The sequence below is a fragment of the Mesorhizobium sp. M0159 genome (assembly GCF_040322295.1).
Classification (GTDB): domain Bacteria; phylum Pseudomonadota; class Alphaproteobacteria; order Rhizobiales; family Rhizobiaceae; genus Mesorhizobium.
In genome coordinates this window covers 1-16,278 of record NZ_JAMYTF010000030.1, presented here as the reverse complement: position 1 = coordinate 16,278, position 16,278 = coordinate 1, and the positions used below count along the sequence as shown (strand labels likewise).

Below are 16,278 nucleotides of genomic sequence, written 5' to 3'. Positions count from 1 at the left end.
TGCATAGGTGATGTGCAGATTTGCGGTATCAACCGAATTTTAACGATCGAGGCCCGAGCGACCATCGCCTCGCGCGACATCACTGCACCGGGACATTTTCCTTGAAGATCAGGCGCGGCTCGATGAATTTCCGCGTCAGATAGGGCGCCGACGAGGCGATCGAGCCGAGCAGGCGAATGACCGACTGTTCGGCGATCAGCCGCGCATTCTGGTCGATGACGACGTCGAGCAGATCGTCGACGAGATAGCCGCGCGTCTCGCGCGTCAGATCATGGCAGATGAACACCGGCTTCGTCTGCGGCCTGACTTCGAGCAATGCTTTTGCCACGCCCGAGCGCCCGGCGCCGATACAATAGATGCCGAGCAGCTCCGGCGCGTTGTGCAGCGCCTTCATGGTCGCGGTATAACTGACCTCCGGCTCATCGTTGATCTCCACGGCGCTAGTGACGGTTAGGTTGGGGAACTCCTCGCCGAGCACGGAGCGAAAGCCCATCTCGCGTTCCTCATGGCCGCGGTAGGAGCGTGAACCGACGACCATCGCCAGATGGCCCTGGCGGCCGCCGAGGAACCGTCCCATCAGCAGCGCCGCCGTACGGCCGGCCACCCGGTTGTCAATGCCGACATAGGCCGAGCGGGGCGCGCCCGGAACATCGGACACAAGTGTGACCAGGCGGATGCCGGCCTCGACGATCTCGCGCAAGATGTTGCGCGTTCTCGGGTGATCGACGGCAATGACGCCGACACCGTTCGCCTTGAGCGAGAGGTTTTCGACGGCCGCCTGCAAGGCACTCGGCGAGATGCCGGCGAGCTTGTGGATGCGGCAGGAGGCGACCAGCGGCAGGCGCGCCGCATAATCCTCGATGTGCCTGGCCAGATCGGCCATGAAGGCATTGCTGCCTATCGGCAGGAAGAATTCGAGATGCGCCGGCCGCGAGGGCAACGCTACCTGGTCGACCACCGGCAGATAGCCGAGCTGCTTGGCCGCCTCCATCACGCGCTGCCGGTTGGCGGCACTGGCTCCCGCCCGGTTGTTGAGCACACGGTCGACCGTCGCGGTCGACAGGCCGCAGCTCCTGGCAATATCCGAAACGGTGGCTTTCATGTCGCAACCATGTGGCGATGCGATCCAGTGCCTCGACGATCAGGCCGACCTCCGGCTGCTCAGCCGGGCCGTTGCGTGCCCTCGACCAGCGCGTCATGGATCTCCTTGTCCGACATGCCGGTGATGACGCGTTCGACTTCGGCGACGCTGGTCTTCTTCGGGTCGATATCGTCGGCGACCACCTTGCCGCGGCGCATGACGACGATGCGGTCGACCACCTGGAAGACATGATGGATGTTGTGGGCGATGAAGATGCAGGAATGGCCGGAATCGCGGGCACTGCGCACGAAGCTCAGCACGCCTTGCGTTTCGGCGACGCCGAGATTGTTGGTCGGCTCGTCGAGGATGATGAGATCGCTGTCGAAATGCATGGCGCGCGCAATCGCCACCGCCTGCCGCTCGCCGCCGGAGAGCGAGCCGATCGGCGTCGTCGGCGGGATGTTCTTCGAGATGCCGACCTGCTTGAGCAGGTCGCGGGCAACCACGTTCATCGCCTCCTGGTCCATGCGGTTGAGGAAACGCGGCGGCTTGATCGGCTCGCGTCCGAGGAACAGGTTGCGGGCGATCGACAGCTGCGTCACCAGCGCGGAGTCCTGGTAGATCGTCTCGATGCCATGGGCGATGGCGTCGCTGGTGCTGCGCAGATTCACCTTCTTGCCGCGGATGAAGATGTCGCCGCTGGTCAGCGGGACCGCGCCCGACAGCACCTTGATCAGCGTCGACTTGCCGGCGCCGTTGTCGCCGAGCAGTCCAACGATCTCCCTTTCGTTGACATGGAAATTGGCATCAACCAGCGCCTGCACGCGGCCATAGGACTTGCGGATATTTTCCATGCGGACAAGCGGTTCGGCCATGGTTCAAGTCCCTGCCTGATGCCGGCGTTCCAGCCATGAATGGAGCGCCATCATGCCGAGGATGATGGCGCCGATGAAAATATTATAGGCAAGGCCGGGCACACCGATCAGCACGATGCCGTTGCGCATCACGCGCAGGATCAGGATACCGAGCACCGTGCCGATGATTGTGCCGCGCCCGCCGGTCAGCGCCGTGCCGCCGATCACCACCATGGCGATGACTTCGAGCTCGTAGCCGGTGCCGCTGTTGGGGTTGGCCGCAGAGGTGCGTAGCGAGGAGATGACGCCGGCAAGCGAGGCCAGGATCGACGACAGGATGAACAGGCCGATCTTGACGCCGCTGACATTGACGCCGCGCGCCCTTGCAGCACTCGGGTTGCCGCCGGCCGCCTGGATCCAGTTGCCTGTCCGGCTCTGCGTCAGAACGTAGCCGAGCACGATTGCGGCGGCGATGAACCAGAACAGCGACATGTAGATACGGAACGGCCCGATGAAGAAATCGCCGACCAGCGCTTCCGCCAGCCAGCTGCCCTCGGCGCTCCAGGTCCGCTGCGGAAACCCGTTGGTGACGAACAAAGCGGTGCCGCGCACCACCAGCAGCATGCCCAGCGTCACCAGGAAGGACGGGATCTTGAGTTGCGTCACGAAGCAGCCATTGACCAGTCCAATGAATGCAGCGACCACCAGCGAGATGACGAAGGCGGCTTCGAGCGAGGCGACGCCGCTGTTGAACAACGTCCACATCAGGACCGGCGAGAAACCGAACACCGAGCCGACCGAGAGGTCGAATTCGCCTGATGTCATCAACAGCGTCATCGCCAGCGCGATCAGCCCGAGCTCGACCGTGAAGGCCAGCGTGTTCGAGATGTTCTGCGGCGACAGGAAGTCGTGGTTGATGCCCCAGAACACGGCGATCTCGACGACGAGCAGCACAAACGGCCCGAACTCGGGCCGCGCGATCGAGCGTTGGATAAGAGAACGATTTTCCACCTTGGACCCGCGATAGGATTGGATTTGGCCGCGACCGCAACCGGCTTCGGCGGAATGATGAGACGGTCACGGCCGCCGAAGCGGCCGTGGCCAACTCGATCGCGGATTTATTTGCCGGACAGGATCTTGTCGTAGACCGCCGCGGTGTCCTTCTCGTAGAGCGCGCCGGTGATCACGTCGAAGCCAGGCGGGATACCGCTCGCCGCCATGTTGGCGAGCGAGAGCGCGACGTAGCTGGTCGCCTGCGGATCCTGCCATTGGCCGGCATTGACGTAGCCGTTCAGCACTTCCTGGGTGGTGTCGAGCGAGTTGCCCCAGCCGACGACCGGGATTTCGCCCGGCTTGACGCCGACCTGGTCGAACACCCGCTTGATCGAGCCGGTGACAAGGTCGCCGAGACCGATGACCGCCTTGACCTTGGCCCGGTTGGCGGTGAGGTAATCGACCATGCGGTTGATCACTTCGGCCTGGTCGAGCGTCGCTTCGGTGATTTCATAGGTGATGCCGAGCGGCTCGAAGACGCTCTTGATGCCTTCCTCTTCCTGGACGCCATAGGTGGCGCCGGGAATTTCGACCGGCATCCAGACGAAGTCGCCCTTCTTCACCAGGCCCTTGTCGACCAAATACTGCGCCCAATGCTTGCCGAAGGTGACGTTGTCGCCGCCGACATAGGCGTTGAAATCCGCCTTCGGGTCGGGCGTGTTGAAGTTGATGATCGGGATGTTCGCCGCCCGCGCTTCCTTGACGATCTCGACAAGGCTGCCCGGATCGGGGCTGGTCGTGGTGATGCCGTCGGCCTTGGCGGCGATTGCGGCGCGGACGGCTTCCTGTTGCGACGCCACGTCGCCATTGTGGAACGACGTGTTGACGGTGTTGCCGGTGTCCGTCGCCCATTGCTTGGCGCCGGCAAGGAAGTAGGTCCAGACCGGATCGGCCGGGCCGCCATGCGAAATCCAGTAGAACGTCTTGGCCTGTGCCGCGGCCGGAATGGCCAGCGCCACCACCAAGCCAAGTACAAGCAGTCTTAGCCTCGTCAGCATTTGATTTCCTCCCATTTGAACCGAACTCCTCCTCCGACGACGATCGCGGCCAAAGCCGTGCGCGGCCAAAAACCGTGGTCGCATTTGCCAGCGTCGACCTGGGCGCATTAGAGCATTCCCTTTTTCGACCGATGGCAAGCCTCCATCGCCAATGGACGTTGGCGCAAGGCACCACGCCATCAGCAATCCCATCAGATTGCATCAGTTTGGCTGATATTTTCCAGGCGGCCGACGATCGGCCTTGTGACCGTCATGCAATCCCGCGCGGCGGCGCGCCGAGCACGTATTGCTCTAGGTCGATAAGCGTCCCGGTCATCAGCCCGGAGGCGTCGCTGAGCAGGAACAGCGTTAGCTGGGCGACTTCGTCCATGGTCAGCAATCGACCAAGCGGCAGGCCGGCGGCGGCAATCTTTGCCCAGTTTTCGCCCTTGCCCAGCGTGCGCGCCTGCATCTCTTGTTCGGCCGGCGTCGCTACCCAGCCCATGTTGATGCCGTTGACGCGGATGCGATCGGAAAGATGTGCGTTGGCAATGTTTCTGGTCAGCGTCGAAAGCGCGCCCTTGGTTGCGGAATAGATGGCAAGGTCCGGCGCACCGCAATGCGCATTCACCGACAGTATGTTGACGATGGCGCCCGCCGCCCGCCGTGTCTTCATGTCGGCTACGGCCCCCTGCATGAGGAAAAACGGCGCGCGCGCATTGACGGAAAACAACCTGTCCCAGTCGTCGATTGTGCCAGTTTCCAGAGAGGCCCGGTCGGTGAGGGCCGCGGCGTTCACCAGACAATCGATGCGGCCGAGTCTTTTGATCGCTTCCGCCATGACAGCTGCAGGCGCGGCCGGATCTCCAAGGTCGGCCTGGATGAAGACGACGGGCCGGCTTGGTCGTGAAAGCTCTTCGGCGATGCGTCTGCCACGCTCGGCATTGCGGCCGACAATGGCGATCCCTTCGCCGCCGTCGGCTGAGGCCAGCCGGACGATGGTCTCACCAAGTCCTTGCGTTCCGCCGGTAACGACAAGGGTCTTGCCCTCAAGAGCGACGATCAATGGACTCTCCCGAATGCCGACGAGCAGGTAATTTCCAATCAGAGAATTCTAGAATATATCGGATGTAGGGTGGGGGACTAGATGAGGTCGGCCCTTGCGAGGTCACGCATCAGATGGCTGGCGCCGTAGGTCCAGTGTGGGCAGTCGGGCGACAGCCGCACGCGGTTGACCAAGGCGCCGAATTTCTCCGACGAGATGGTGACGATGTCGCCGACCTTGTGGGTAAAGCCCTTGCCTGTTTCGCCGCGATCCTTCGACGGCACGAACATGGTGCCGAGATAGAGCGCCAGCCCGTCCGGGTATTGGTGATGTGGCCCCATGGCGGCGGCGACCAACTCTTCCGGCGAGCGGCTGATCTCGGCCATCGAACTGGCGCCCTCCAGCGAGAACCCATCCTCGCCTTCGACTTTCAGGCGTACGATCGCCTGCTTCACGTCGCCAATGGAAAATGTCTCATCGAACAGCCGGATAAAGGGGCCAAGTGCTGCCGAAGCGTTATTGTCCTTGGCTTTGCCGAGCAGCAGCGCCGAGCGCCCCTCGACGTCGCGCAGATTGACGTCGTTGCCGATCGTCGCCCCGACAATCCTGCCGCTGCCGGCGGCAATCATGGCGATCTCCGGCTCCGGATTATTCCATGTCGAAACCGGATGCAGGCCGACATCGGCGCCGAAGCCGACCGAGGCCATCGGCTGGCATTTGGTGAAGATCTCGGCATCGGGGCCGATGCCGACTTCCAGATATTGCGACCAGGCGCCGCGCGCTATCAGCTTGGCCTTGATCTCCATCGCTTCCGGCGAGCCGGGCTTGAGCTTCGACAGATCGTGGCCGATCAGCCCGGCGATGTCGGCGCGAATGGCGTCGGCCTTTTCCGCCGAACCGCGCGCCTGCTCCTCGATCACCCGTTCGAGCAGGCTGACGACAAAGGTGACGCCAGATGCCTTGATCGCCTGCAGGTCGACGGGGGACAGCAGATACGGTTTCCCCGGATCGCGCGCTGTCTCGAAACTGTTAGCGGCAATGGCATCGAGCGGGCCGATCGGCCGCCCCTTGGCCGAGCGGACGTGCCCCGCCGGATCCGGCAATTCGCAAACGTCGCGCACGGTCGGCGCCACATTTGACGTGATGTCGAAGACCGTGCCGTCACGCACCGTGACCACCAGCGGATGGGAAGCATCGCTCGCCCGGGCGCGGCCCACGAAGAGGCCTTCGGCGGGCAAATGTGTGGCGTTCGTCATGGCTTACATTTCCTGTTGTCTTGTCCTTCGGCCGCGGCACTTTCAACAAATTCCCGCCAAAGGTCTATCCCGCTTGCAGGGCGAGCTTTGTCAATTCTTTCAAGCGGTCTTCGCATCGCTGGACCTTGATCGAGCCTGACGTGCGCCAACGGCGACGGAAAACGCTCTTTCAAAATAATGAAACCGTCGCTAGGGTTTTCACCTACTGAAATCTTCAGGTGACGCTTGCACTTACGGTTTTCCGATCCAATCTGGCAGAAGCCGCGGACAGCCACCGCGTTCCAGTCGCTTTTTCCAGCCGGCCAATGCGTCGATGTCGTTATCGTCGGCGGCGGCATTCTGGGTCTGTCAACGGCCTTGCACGCTGCCCGGCTCGGCCTTGCCGTCCAGGTGCTGGAGGCCGGCGAAATTGGCAATGGCGCATCCGGCCTGAACGGCGGTCAGGTCATTCCCGGCCTGAAATACGATCCGGACTGGCTGCTGGAGCATTTTGGTCTCGAACGCGGCGAAGCGCTCGTCAACTTTGCCGCCTCGACCGCTGACACCGTCTTCGAATTGATCCGCGACGAAAGACTGGCGGTGCCGTTCGTCCGCGATGGCTGGATCCAGGCCGCGCATACCGAGACCGCGCTGAAAGCGGCGGCGAACCGGGATCGGCAGTGGCGCGCCCGCGGCGCCGATGTCCGGCTGCTGAGCAGGACGGAGATCGCGACGATGACCGGCGCGCAAGGCTATCTCGGCGGCTGGCTCGATCGCCGCGCCGGTGTCATCGATCCGCTCGCCTACACGTCGGAACTGGCGCGCGTCGCTGCAGCGGCGGGCGTAAAGATCGCCGAGCGCCAGAACGTGATGCAGATCAGCAAGAATGCTGGCTTTTGGCACGTTTCTACGGAAAGCGGCGCCGAACTCCAGGCCAAGGCGGTCGTTCTGGCGACCAACGCCTATACCGGCGGCCTGCTCCCCGGCCTCGCCGAGACGATCGTGCCGCTGCATTCCTTCCAGATCGCGACAGCGCCGCTATCGTCCAATCTCGCGGCGGCGATCCTGCCGGAAGGGCAGGCGGTGTCGGATTCGCGCCGCATCCTCGTCTATTATCGCAAGAGTGCCGACGGCCGGCTGGTGCTCGGCGGGCGCGGCCGCATGGCTTTCCCGAACGGCCCGGCCGACTGGGCGCATCTGGAACGCGCGCTGCTGCGGCTTTATCCGGCGCTGTCAGACATTGCCATTGAAAAGCGGTGGTTCGGCCGGGTGGCAATGACGCCGGACCATCTCCCGCATATCCACGAGCCAGAGAAGGGCCTGCTGGCGGTCGTCGGTTGCCAGGGCCGCGGCATCGGCCTGATGACCGCGCTTGGCGAGCGCATCGCCTCCTACCTGTCGAGCGGCGACACCAGGCAATTGCCGTTCCCGGTCTCGCCGATCCGGCCATTCCCGTTTCATGCGTTTCGGCAGGTCGGCGTTGCCGCGACGATCGCCTGGTACCGGATGCTGGACGCCTTCGAACGCTGACGTTCATGCCCAAGCGTGAAACAGCTTGACAGCTTCACGAATATGAAAAAAGTTTAGTCGATTTCAAATTATGATGGGTAGTCGATGTCGACCATCGCCGCAACGCAGCCGCTGCCGGAAACCCGGTCTTCGCCGGGTTTTCGCTTCGCCATGCTGCTGCCCGGCGGGTTGGTCACCTTCTTGCTGATCCTTTTCGCCCTCGGCCTGGTGTTCTTTCTCGCCTTTCGCGGCAATGACGGCTCGCTGCTGGGGGCTGGTTTCACCCTTGCGAATTTCGTCACTGTGGCCACCGATCCGCTGTACTGGACGGTGACGCTGCGCTCGCTGGGCATCGCCGGCCTGGTGACGCTGGCAACCGTAGTCACCGCCTATCCCGTTGCCTACTATCTGGCTTTCCATGCCGGGCAGCGGCGCGGGCTGCTGCTGTTCCTGCTGACCCTGCCGTTCTGGACCAGCTATCTGCTGCGCGTCTTCGCCTGGAAGATCGTGCTTGCCTATAATGGCGTGCTGAACTCGGCGCTGATCGAAAGCGGCATCTGGTCGGAGCCGACATTGGCGTTCTTGAATACGCCGGCAGCGGTCGTCGTCACGCTCGCCCACGCTTATGCGCCGTTCGCTATCCTGCCCATCTATGTGGCGCTGGACACCATCCCGAAATCGCTGCTCGAGGCCGCTTCCGATCTCGGCGCAAAACCATTCACCAGCTTCCGCCGCATCGTGCTGCCCAATTCGATGCCGGGCGTGCTGGCGGCTGCTCTCGTCGTCTTCGTGCCGACCGTCGGCGATTATGTGACGCCGGCGCTGGTCGGCGGCCCTGCCAGTACAATGATCGGCACGCTGATCCAGGCCGAGTTCGGCAAGGCCAATGACTGGCCGTTCGGCGCCGCACTCGCCGTCGCCGTCATGCTGGTCATTCTCGCCGTGGTGCTGGTGGTGCGCTTCGCCGACCGCCGATACGGCAGCCGCACATGAACACGGCGCGTATCGATGCAAGGCAGGGCGGCGGCTGGCTGGGTGTCTATGTCCTTGCCTATCTGGTGTTCCTGTATCTGCCGATACTGCTGATCCCGCTGTTTTCCTTCAACAATTCGATCCAGGCGGCATTTCCGCTGCAAGGCTTCACGCTGGAATGGTACGGCACGCTGGTCGGCAATTCGGCGCTGTCCGGTGCGCTTGCCACCAGCCTCGTCATCGGCGCCATTGCCGCCACTGGCGCAACACTCTGCGGCATTACCGTGTCCTATATGGACCTTTACGGCCGCTCGCCGCTGGCCGCCACGATCAGTGCCATTGCGCGGCTGCCGATCCTGATCCCCGGCGTCATCGTCGGCATCTCGCTGTTGATCCTGGTCAATCTCGCCGGTTTCGGGCCGTCGCGCATTGCCATTGTGCTCGGCCATGTATTGGTGGCGCTGCCGACGACGGTGGTGGTCATGCGCAGCCGCTTCGCCGCCATCCCGAAGACCATCCGCGAGGCAGCGCTCGACCTCGGCGCCTCTGACTGGACGACCTTCAGACGGGTGATGCTGCCGCTCAGCCTGCCCGCCATTATTTCGGCGTTCATGCTGGCCTTCCTGACCTCGTTCGACGAGTTCATCGTCGCCTTCTTCCTTGCCGGCACCGAGCCGACGCTGCCGCTTTATATCTGGAGCCAGCTGCGCTTCCCGAAATCGCTGCCGACCGTCATGGCGCTCGGCACGGCGATCCTGGCAGTGTCGTTCGTCATCGCCGCACTCGCCGAAATCCTGCGCCATCGCGGGCTTGCCGCCACCCGGCGGCCAGCGCCCGCCAGCCTGTCAAAACCAGAAGAAACCGAAAGAGGAGAACTGCAATGGCATTCGACCTGAAATCGATAACGGCAAAGACAGCGAAAACCGGACTGGCCGCCTTCGCGCTGGCGCTTGCATCGACTGTCGCCTTTGCCGGCGACAAGCTGCAATATTTCACCTGGTCGGGCTATGAACTGCCCGACTTCAACAAGAGCTTCCTCGCCGCGCACCCAGATGGCGTCGAAGCCGCGATGTTCGGCGACGACGATGACGCCTTCACCAAGGTCAAGGCCGGCTTCCGCCCCGATGTCGCGCACCCTTGCTATGACAAGGTGGCGCGCTGGAACAAGGAAGGCCTGCTGCAGCCGATCGACACCAAGCGCATCAAGAACTGGGATTCGATCTTCCCCGTCTTCAAGAACCTGCCCGACCTGCAGGCCGGCGACGGCAAGGTCTGGATGGTGCCGTGGGACTGGGGCAATACCTCGATCCTCTACCGCACCGATCTGGTGAAGAACCCCGAAGCCAGCTGGAACCTGCTCTGGGACAAGCAATATGCCGGGCGCATGGCGACCATCGATGCCGTCCACGACACACCGGTGGTGGCGGCCCTTCTGGCAGGCGTCAATCCGTTCGACATGACACCGGAACAGATGGACAAGGTGGCGGAAAAACTGCGCGAGCAGCGCCCGCTGCTCTCGAACTACACCACCGACATGACCTCGGTCGAACAGGCACTGGCGAGCGGCCAGCTGGTCGCGGCCATGACCTGGAACGCCTCGGCAACCTCGCTGAAGAAGCAGGGCGTGCCTGTAGAGTTCATGAAGCCGAAGGAAGGCATGCTGACCTGGGCTTGCGGTTTCGTCATGCTCAAGGACGCCAAGAACGTCGATCTTGCTTATGACTTCATCAACAGCCGGCTGGAAACGGATTCCGGAAAGTATCTGATCCAGGCCTACGGCTATGGCAGCTCGACCAGCTCGGCTTTCGCCGCCGTGCCAAAGGAGGAGTTGGAGAAACTGCAGCTGCCTTCCGATCCCGAGGTGATGCTGAAGACCACGATCTTCACCGGGCCGATGAAACAGAATGACGAACTCGCCAAGATGTTCGAGAAGGTCAAGGCAGGCGGCTGAGTTCGCTCTTCCTTCTCCCCTTGTGGGAGAAGGTGGATTGGCGCGGAGCGCCAAGACGGTTGAGGGGTGTTGGAAGGAATGAGGCGTTGGTGTTTTCTGGAACACCCCTCATCCGACCGAGCTTCGCTCGGCCACCTTCTCCCACAAGGGGGAGAAGGGAAGACCGCGCGGCGCCGGCCAAAAATACTGTAACAAGGACGAACGAATGGACATGCTGGACGAAGCGGCTGAGAAGCCGAAGGACGACGCCGACGTCAGGGTCGGCCGGCGCGTGCGGGCGCTCAGGCTGGAGCGCAATCTCTCGCTGGCCGAACTTGCCGCCAAAGCCGGTGTCTCGATAGGTGCGCTAAGCCAGATCGAGCGCGGCATGTCGTCATTGCGGGTCCGCGTGATCTGGCCGCTTGCCGCCGCCCTCGATATAGAGCCGTCGGCCCTGATCGCCGACGGCAATGATGTCGGCAACGATCTTTATTGTGTGCGCGCCAACAGCCGGCGTCAGATCCCGGTCAAGTCGGAAGGCACCGCCAAGGCGCTGCTGTCGCCGCCGGCCGCCACGCTGACCGGCATGCTGGTGACCGTGGAAGCCGGCGGCGGCACCGCGGAAGCCTATGCCCATGCCGGCCATGAATTCGGCTTCGTCCTGTCCGGCGAGGTCGAGCTGGTGGTCGATTCGACCAGATACGGGCTGAAGGCCGGTGACAGCTTCGCCTTCAAGAGCACCTTGCTGCACGCCTTCCGCAATCCGGGCAGCGAGCGCTGCCAGATCCTGTGGGTCAACACCACCAAGCCGTCCGAGGTTCGCGATGGCGCCTGATCCTCTCGTCCGGCTGGACAAGGTCTCCAAGATATTCCCCGGCGGCATCGTCGGGCTCGAGTCTGTCGATCTCGACATTGCCCGCGGCGAGTTCCTGACCTTGCTCGGGCCGTCCGGCTGCGGCAAGACCACCAGCCTGCGGGTCATCGCCGGCTTCGAGAGCCCGTCGAGTGGCAGGGTTCTGCTCGAAGGCGGTGACATCACGGCACTCAGGCCCTTCGGCCGTCCCGTCAATACCGTGTTCCAGGACTACGCGCTGTTCCCACACATGAACGTTGCCGAAAATGTCGGCTTCGGCCTGTCGCTGCGCAAGCTCTCCGGTGCCGAACAGGCAAAGCGCGTCGGCGCAGCGCTCGACATGGTCGGCCTTGCCGAGAAGCTCGGCGCCCGCGTGTCCGAATTGTCGGGTGGCCAACGCCAGCGCGTCGCGCTTGCCCGCGCCATCGTCTGCGAGCCGCGTGTGCTGCTGCTCGACGAGCCGCTATCGGCGCTCGACGCGCATCTGCGCGAGCAGATGCAGGTCGAACTGAAGCGGCTGCAGTCGCGGCTTGGCACCACTTTCGTCATGGTCACGCACGACCAGACCGAGGCGCTGTCGATCTCAGACCGCATTGTCGTCATGAACAAGGGCCGCATAGAGCAGATTGCGCCGCCGGCAACTCTTTACGACCGGCCCGCCACCAAATTCGTCGCCAGCTTCATCGGTACCATGAACCTTCTGCAGTCGCGCTTTGTCGGCCGTGACGGCGAGCGCCTGCTGTTCACTGCCGGCGTCCTGCCGCTGGAAGCGATTTCGGATAAAGGCGAGCTGCCTGGCGAGGGCACTGTGCGCACCATCGGCGTGCGTCCGGAGGATATTTTGGCCACGACCGAGGCCGCGGCCGGTACCGCACCGGTGCGGGTGAACAGCATCGTCTTTCACGGCCGCACCTTGCGCCTTCATGCAGAGCTGGGGCAGGGGACACAGGTGGTGATCGACGCGCCACGCCGGGCGGAGGGTTTTCAATTCAGCGTCGGCGACGTGGCGCATATCAGCCTGCGGCGCGGCGCCAACTGCCCTATGCTACCTAGCTAGTCTCACTCATTTTTAGAAAACCGGAGCACGGCCCATGAGCAATCATCTCAATTTTTTCATCGGCGGCAAATGGGTCGGCCCCGTGGTTGCGGCAACGCTGGATGTGATCGATCCGTCCACCGAAGAGGCCTACACCAAAATCTCGGTCGGCTCGAAAGCCGATGTCGACAAGGCCGTGGCGGCAGCCAAGGCGGCATTCCCGGCCTTCTCGCAAACCAGCAAGGCCGAGCGCCTGAAGCTGCTGAAGCGTATCCTCGAAGTCTACAATGAGCGCTACGAGGACATCGCCCAGGCGGTCAGCCAGGAAATGGGCGCGCCGATCAGGTGGGCGCGCGAGGCGCAGGCCTGGGCGGGCAGGGCGCATATGGAAGCCACCATCAAGGCGCTTGAGGATTACGAATTCAGCGAGAAGCGCGGCACCACCATGGTGGTCAAAGAACCGATCGGCGTCTGCGCGCTGATTACGCCGTGGAACTGGCCGCTCAACCAGATCGTCTGCAAGGTGGCGCCGGCGATCGCCGCCGGCTGCACGGTCATTTTAAAGCCTTCCGAAATCGCGCCGATCAGCGGCATCATCTTTTCCGAGGTGATGGACGCCGCCGGCACGCCGAAGGGCGTCTACAATATGGTGAATGGCACTGGTCCGGATGTCGGCCAGGTCATGGCTGGCCATCTCGACGTCGACATGGTCTCGTTCACCGGGTCGACCCGGGCCGGCATCATCGTCGCCAAGACGGCGGCCGAGACCGTCAAGCGCGTCGCGCAGGAGCTGGGCGGCAAATCGGCCAACATCGTGCTGCCCGACGCTGACTTCGAGACGGCGGTGCGCAAGGGTGTCAACGCCTGCTTCGGCAATAGCGGCCAGTCCTGCGATGCGCCGACCCGCTTGCTGGTACCGGCCGCCCGTCACGACGAGGCGCTGACGATCGCCAGGAAGGCCGCCGAATGGCACAAGGTCGGCGACCCGCGCTCGGAGGAGACCAAGCTCGGGCCGGTGGTCAGCAACGTCCAGTTCGACAAGATCCAGCGGTTGATCGAGGCAGGTATCGCCGAGGGTGCGACGCTGGTCACCGGCGGCCCCGGCCGGCCGGAACACCTCAACCGTGGCTATTATGTGCGACCGACCGTTTTCGGCCACGTCAGGCCTGGCATGACCATCGAGAAGGAGGAGATTTTCGGGCCGGTCCTGTCGGTCATCTCCTACGATGACGATGATGATGCGGTGAAGATCGCCAACGACACCGTCTATGGCCTGGCTGCCTATGTGCAGTCCGGGGATATCGACCACGCCCGCAAGATTGCCAGCCGCCTGCGTGCCGGGCAGGTGTCGATCAACTATCCGGAATGGGATACGTTTGCGCCCTTCGGCGGCTACAAGCAGTCCGGCAACGGCCGCGAATATGCCGACTGGGCCATCCACGATTTCCTCGAGATCAAGGGCATCATCGGCTACGGCGCCTGAGCGTTCAACATTGGCATTACGCTAACCGTCAAGTTTGTTGCGAGCGTTGGTGCCTCGGCATCGGCGTTCGGTTGAACGGCCACGACGGCTCCGTGGCCGCAATGTGAGTGCGAAGCAGGTCGCCTCAGATCGTCTTGAGATAGCCGGCCAACTGATCCGCCACCGTGCCCCAGCCGTCGTAGAAGCCCATCTCCTCGTGGCTGTTGCGCGTGGCTTCGTCGCGGTGGATGGCGGTGGCGGTGTAGCGCGTCGTCTCGCCATGCGATTGCAGCGCTATGACGGCTGTGATGAATGGGTCGCCTGACGGCCGGTAGCCTGGCAGCAGCGCATCGGTCCACACCAGCCGCTCGTCCTGGACGATCTCGAGGTAGCAGCAACGCCTATCGTTGACCTCCTTGCCGTCGGGCGACTGCATGCGGGTCCGGAACAGACCGCCGGGCCGCAGATCGATCTCGCAATCGGTGATGATCCACGGCTTCGGCGTGAACCATTGGCGGACATGGTCGGGTCTCGTCAGGGCCATCCACAGCAGTTCTCGCGGCGCCTCGATCGTCCGTTCGAGCACGAGGTCGAGCTTCGGATCGGGTTGGAACAACGGCACCATATTCATCTGTCTGTCTCCTTGAGTTTCAGTACGTAGTCGTCGAACTGGTCGAGACGGCGCTCCCACAGCGCACGCTGCTCGGCCAGCCAGTTTTCCGCGAGCTTCAACGGCTCCGGCGCGAGCCGGTAGGTCCTGACGCGGCCGGCCTTTTCCGAATGCACCAGCCCGTAGCCTTCCAGAACCCTGAGGTGCTCGATGAAGGATGGCAGGGCCATCTCGAACGGCTGGGCAAGCTCGCTGACCGAGGCGGGGCTTCGGTTCAGTCGCTCGACCACGCGTCGCCGGGTCGGATCGGCGAGCGCGCGGAAAATGCCGTCGATCGGCGGGGGGCTTTCGGTCTGCAGGCTCGTCATGGTCGTTTCCTTGCCTCGGCTATTTCGTGAGAAAATTAGCTCGGGAAATGGTTAGGAAAATTCCTTACCATTGGCAAGCGCGGAAATCGCGGAGCCCGGCGAGGCCGCTGGAAAAGTGAGAGGCGCGGTTTTAGGGTGCCGTCAGATTCGACCGGTCCGAGGACGCGTTTTGACGATCACCATGTACGGCATCACCAATTGCGATACGGTCAAGAAGGCGCGTTCCTGGCTGGCGAGCCACGATGTTGCCTATCGCTTTCACGACTACAGGGCAGACGGCCTTGACGCGGATCGGCTGAACGGCTGGTCAGGCAAGGTCGGCTGGGAAATCCTGCTCAACAAGGCGAGCACAACGTACCGTGAACTGTCGGAGGAGGACAGACTGGGCTTGGACGAGAACAAGGCCAAGGCGCTGATGCTGGCCAAACCGACGATGATCAAGCGTCCGGTGCTGGAACTTGGCGATCGCATACTGGTTGGCTTCAAGCCGGACATTTATCAGCAGGCGATGGGTGGTTGAACCCGGTGCAGCGGGACGGCGAGGTTTCGCGGCTTCGTTCCAGCTTGGGTTCCTCGCCCCCACGAAGTGGCTAGGGGATGCACACATCTTTTCGTTGCGTCGATGACTCCTCTGTGAGTTGCGGCGTCGGGTTGGTGTGTGATTCTGTAGGCGACGTACTGAGGGAGGCGTCGCGGTGTCATCTATGGGATTGTTGGGGTCGTTCGGTGACGAACGGCTCGAAAAAAGGGGGTCCAGCTTCTGGAGCGGATGGTGTCGCGCGAGAGCGTGTGCCTGCGCCGCTTGGCTGGAGGAGCCCGTAGCGGGATCGTGGGCTTTTGTCGGTTCCTGGCGAACGCTCGGGTGACGACGGACAGGCTGATTGAAGGTTGGGGCGCTGCGACGGCTGAGGCTAGCGCCGGTCGTCATGTGCTGGCGATCCAGGACACCAGTGAGATCAATTTCGCGACGACGCCGGAGTATCGGCGTGGCCTTGGCGAGATTGGCAAGGGCGGCGGCCGTGGCGTGTTGCTGCACGCGATGCTGGGCATCGATGCCGAGACGGGCGGCGTTCTGGGGCTGGTGGCGGGCCGGGTGTGGACGCGCGAGGGGCGTGTGGAGGTTGCTCATGCCAAGCGGCCTCTGTGCGACAAGGAGTCCGAGCGCTGGTTGAGCACGGCCGCGGCGGCCAAGCCGGTGTTGAAGTCGGCTGCACTGGTGACCGAGGTGAGCGACCGCGAGAGCGACATCTACAGCAAGTGGGCGCTTGTACCCGAACCCGGCTTCCACATTCT

The 16,278-nt window shown here is 63.1% G+C and carries 16 protein-coding genes and 1 pseudogene; 9 read left to right on the top strand and 8 right to left on the bottom strand.

Features of this window, described 5'->3' with window-relative positions:
- Window positions 1-79: 79 nt before the first annotated feature.
- The 6 genes from NKJ32_RS24320 to NKJ32_RS24295 form a co-directional block, all read right to left on the bottom strand.
- Window positions 80-1,102, bottom strand: a complete 1,023-nt coding sequence (locus NKJ32_RS24320) for a LacI family DNA-binding transcriptional regulator (RefSeq protein ID WP_352590109.1) — start codon at window positions 1,100-1,102, stop codon at window positions 80-82.
- Window positions 1,103-1,161: 59 nt separating this feature from the next.
- A complete protein-coding gene (locus tag NKJ32_RS24315) occupies window positions 1,162-1,956 on the bottom strand; it encodes an ATP-binding cassette domain-containing protein (protein ID WP_023674040.1) in 795 nt (264 codons plus the stop codon).
- Window positions 1,957-1,959: 3 nt separating this feature from the next.
- Window positions 1,960-2,946 carry an ABC transporter permease gene (locus NKJ32_RS24310; protein WP_352590106.1) on the bottom strand — a complete coding sequence of 329 codons (987 nt, stop codon included), beginning with the start codon at window positions 2,944-2,946 and terminating at the stop codon, window positions 1,960-1,962.
- A gap of 107 nt (window positions 2,947-3,053) precedes the next feature.
- Window positions 3,054-3,986, bottom strand: coding sequence for a substrate-binding domain-containing protein (locus tag NKJ32_RS24305; RefSeq protein WP_023716807.1), 933 nt, complete (start codon window positions 3,984-3,986; stop codon window positions 3,054-3,056).
- 250 nt (window positions 3,987-4,236) lie between these two features.
- Window positions 4,237-5,031: an SDR family oxidoreductase gene (locus NKJ32_RS24300; protein WP_352621194.1), complete on the bottom strand. Its 795-nt coding sequence runs from the start codon at window positions 5,029-5,031 to the stop codon at window positions 4,237-4,239.
- A 77-nt stretch (window positions 5,032-5,108) separates the two neighbouring features.
- Window positions 5,109-6,266, bottom strand: coding sequence for a fumarylacetoacetate hydrolase family protein (locus NKJ32_RS24295; protein WP_352621196.1), 1,158 nt, complete (start codon window positions 6,264-6,266; stop codon window positions 5,109-5,111).
- A 225-nt stretch (window positions 6,267-6,491) separates the two neighbouring features.
- Here NKJ32_RS24295 and NKJ32_RS24290 point away from each other — a divergent pair, with 225 nt between their 5' ends.
- From NKJ32_RS24290 to NKJ32_RS24260, 7 genes are all read left to right on the top strand, one after another.
- On the top strand, window positions 6,492-7,775 hold the full coding sequence (locus tag NKJ32_RS24290; RefSeq protein ID WP_352829092.1) for an NAD(P)/FAD-dependent oxidoreductase: 1,284 nt from the start codon (window positions 6,492-6,494) through the stop codon (window positions 7,773-7,775).
- An 84-nt stretch (window positions 7,776-7,859) separates the two neighbouring features.
- Window positions 7,860-8,747, top strand: coding sequence for an ABC transporter permease (locus NKJ32_RS24285; protein ID WP_352590094.1), 888 nt, complete (start codon window positions 7,860-7,862; stop codon window positions 8,745-8,747).
- A complete protein-coding gene (locus tag NKJ32_RS24280; protein WP_352590091.1) occupies window positions 8,744-9,622 on the top strand; it encodes an ABC transporter permease in 879 nt (292 codons plus the stop codon). Before NKJ32_RS24285 ends, NKJ32_RS24280 begins: the two co-directional genes overlap by 4 nt.
- A complete protein-coding gene (locus NKJ32_RS24275) occupies window positions 9,607-10,677 on the top strand; it encodes an ABC transporter substrate-binding protein (protein ID WP_352590088.1) in 1,071 nt (356 codons plus the stop codon). The genes NKJ32_RS24280 and NKJ32_RS24275 overlap by 16 nt, the downstream gene beginning before the upstream one ends.
- A 205-nt stretch (window positions 10,678-10,882) precedes the next feature.
- Entirely contained in the window at window positions 10,883-11,491 is a 609-nt protein-coding gene (locus tag NKJ32_RS24270; protein WP_352590085.1) for a cupin domain-containing protein, read from the top strand.
- Complete coding sequence (locus NKJ32_RS24265; RefSeq protein ID WP_352590082.1) at window positions 11,481-12,566, top strand: ABC transporter ATP-binding protein; 1,086 nt, start codon at window positions 11,481-11,483, stop codon at window positions 12,564-12,566. Before NKJ32_RS24270 ends, NKJ32_RS24265 begins: the two co-directional genes overlap by 11 nt.
- Window positions 12,567-12,600: 34 nt before the next feature.
- A complete protein-coding gene (locus tag NKJ32_RS24260; protein ID WP_352590079.1) occupies window positions 12,601-14,028 on the top strand; it encodes an aldehyde dehydrogenase family protein in 1,428 nt (475 codons plus the stop codon).
- 124 nt (window positions 14,029-14,152) lie between these two features.
- Here the strand turns inward: NKJ32_RS24260 and NKJ32_RS24255 are convergent, their stop codons facing one another.
- Together NKJ32_RS24255 and NKJ32_RS24250 are read right to left on the bottom strand one after the other, a co-directional pair.
- Window positions 14,153-14,638, bottom strand: coding sequence for an SRPBCC family protein (locus NKJ32_RS24255; RefSeq protein WP_502897426.1), 486 nt, complete (start codon window positions 14,636-14,638; stop codon window positions 14,153-14,155).
- Entirely contained in the window at window positions 14,635-14,985 is a 351-nt protein-coding gene (locus NKJ32_RS24250; protein WP_352590076.1) for an ArsR/SmtB family transcription factor, read from the bottom strand. Before NKJ32_RS24250 ends, NKJ32_RS24255 begins: the two co-directional genes overlap by 4 nt.
- 169 nt (window positions 14,986-15,154) lie before the next feature.
- On the opposite strand from NKJ32_RS24250, the gene NKJ32_RS24245 reads away from it, so the two are divergent.
- Entirely contained in the window at window positions 15,155-15,505 is a 351-nt protein-coding gene (locus NKJ32_RS24245; protein WP_352590073.1) for an ArsC family reductase, read from the top strand.
- A gap of 249 nt (window positions 15,506-15,754) precedes the next feature.
- A pseudogene (locus tag NKJ32_RS24240) lies at window positions 15,755-16,278 on the top strand (IS4 family transposase); the annotation flags it as partial.

Coding starts and splice junctions, on each gene's coding strand:
- NKJ32_RS24320 (WP_352590109.1), bottom strand. CDS start 1,102: ATGAAAGCCACCGTTTCGGATATTGCCAGGAGCTGCGGCCTGTCGACC.
- NKJ32_RS24315 (WP_023674040.1), bottom strand. CDS start 1,956: ATGGCCGAACCGCTTGTCCGCATGGAAAATATCCGCAAGTCCTATGGC.
- NKJ32_RS24295 (WP_352621196.1), bottom strand. CDS start 6,266: ATGACGAACGCCACACATTTGCCCGCCGAAGGCCTCTTCGTGGGCCGC.
- NKJ32_RS24255 (WP_502897426.1), bottom strand. CDS start 14,638: ATGAATATGGTGCCGTTGTTCCAACCCGATCCGAAGCTCGACCTCGTG.
- NKJ32_RS24260 (WP_352590079.1), top strand. CDS start 12,601: ATGAGCAATCATCTCAATTTTTTCATCGGCGGCAAATGGGTCGGCCCC.
- NKJ32_RS24265 (WP_352590082.1), top strand. CDS start 11,481: ATGGCGCCTGATCCTCTCGTCCGGCTGGACAAGGTCTCCAAGATATTC.
- NKJ32_RS24270 (WP_352590085.1), top strand. CDS start 10,883: ATGGACATGCTGGACGAAGCGGCTGAGAAGCCGAAGGACGACGCCGAC.
- NKJ32_RS24250 (WP_352590076.1), bottom strand. CDS start 14,985: ATGACGAGCCTGCAGACCGAAAGCCCCCCGCCGATCGACGGCATTTTC.
- NKJ32_RS24275 (WP_352590088.1), top strand. CDS start 9,607: ATGGCATTCGACCTGAAATCGATAACGGCAAAGACAGCGAAAACCGGA.
- NKJ32_RS24280 (WP_352590091.1), top strand. CDS start 8,744: ATGAACACGGCGCGTATCGATGCAAGGCAGGGCGGCGGCTGGCTGGGT.
- NKJ32_RS24285 (WP_352590094.1), top strand. CDS start 7,860: ATGTCGACCATCGCCGCAACGCAGCCGCTGCCGGAAACCCGGTCTTCG.
- NKJ32_RS24305 (WP_023716807.1), bottom strand. CDS start 3,986: ATGCTGACGAGGCTAAGACTGCTTGTACTTGGCTTGGTGGTGGCGCTG.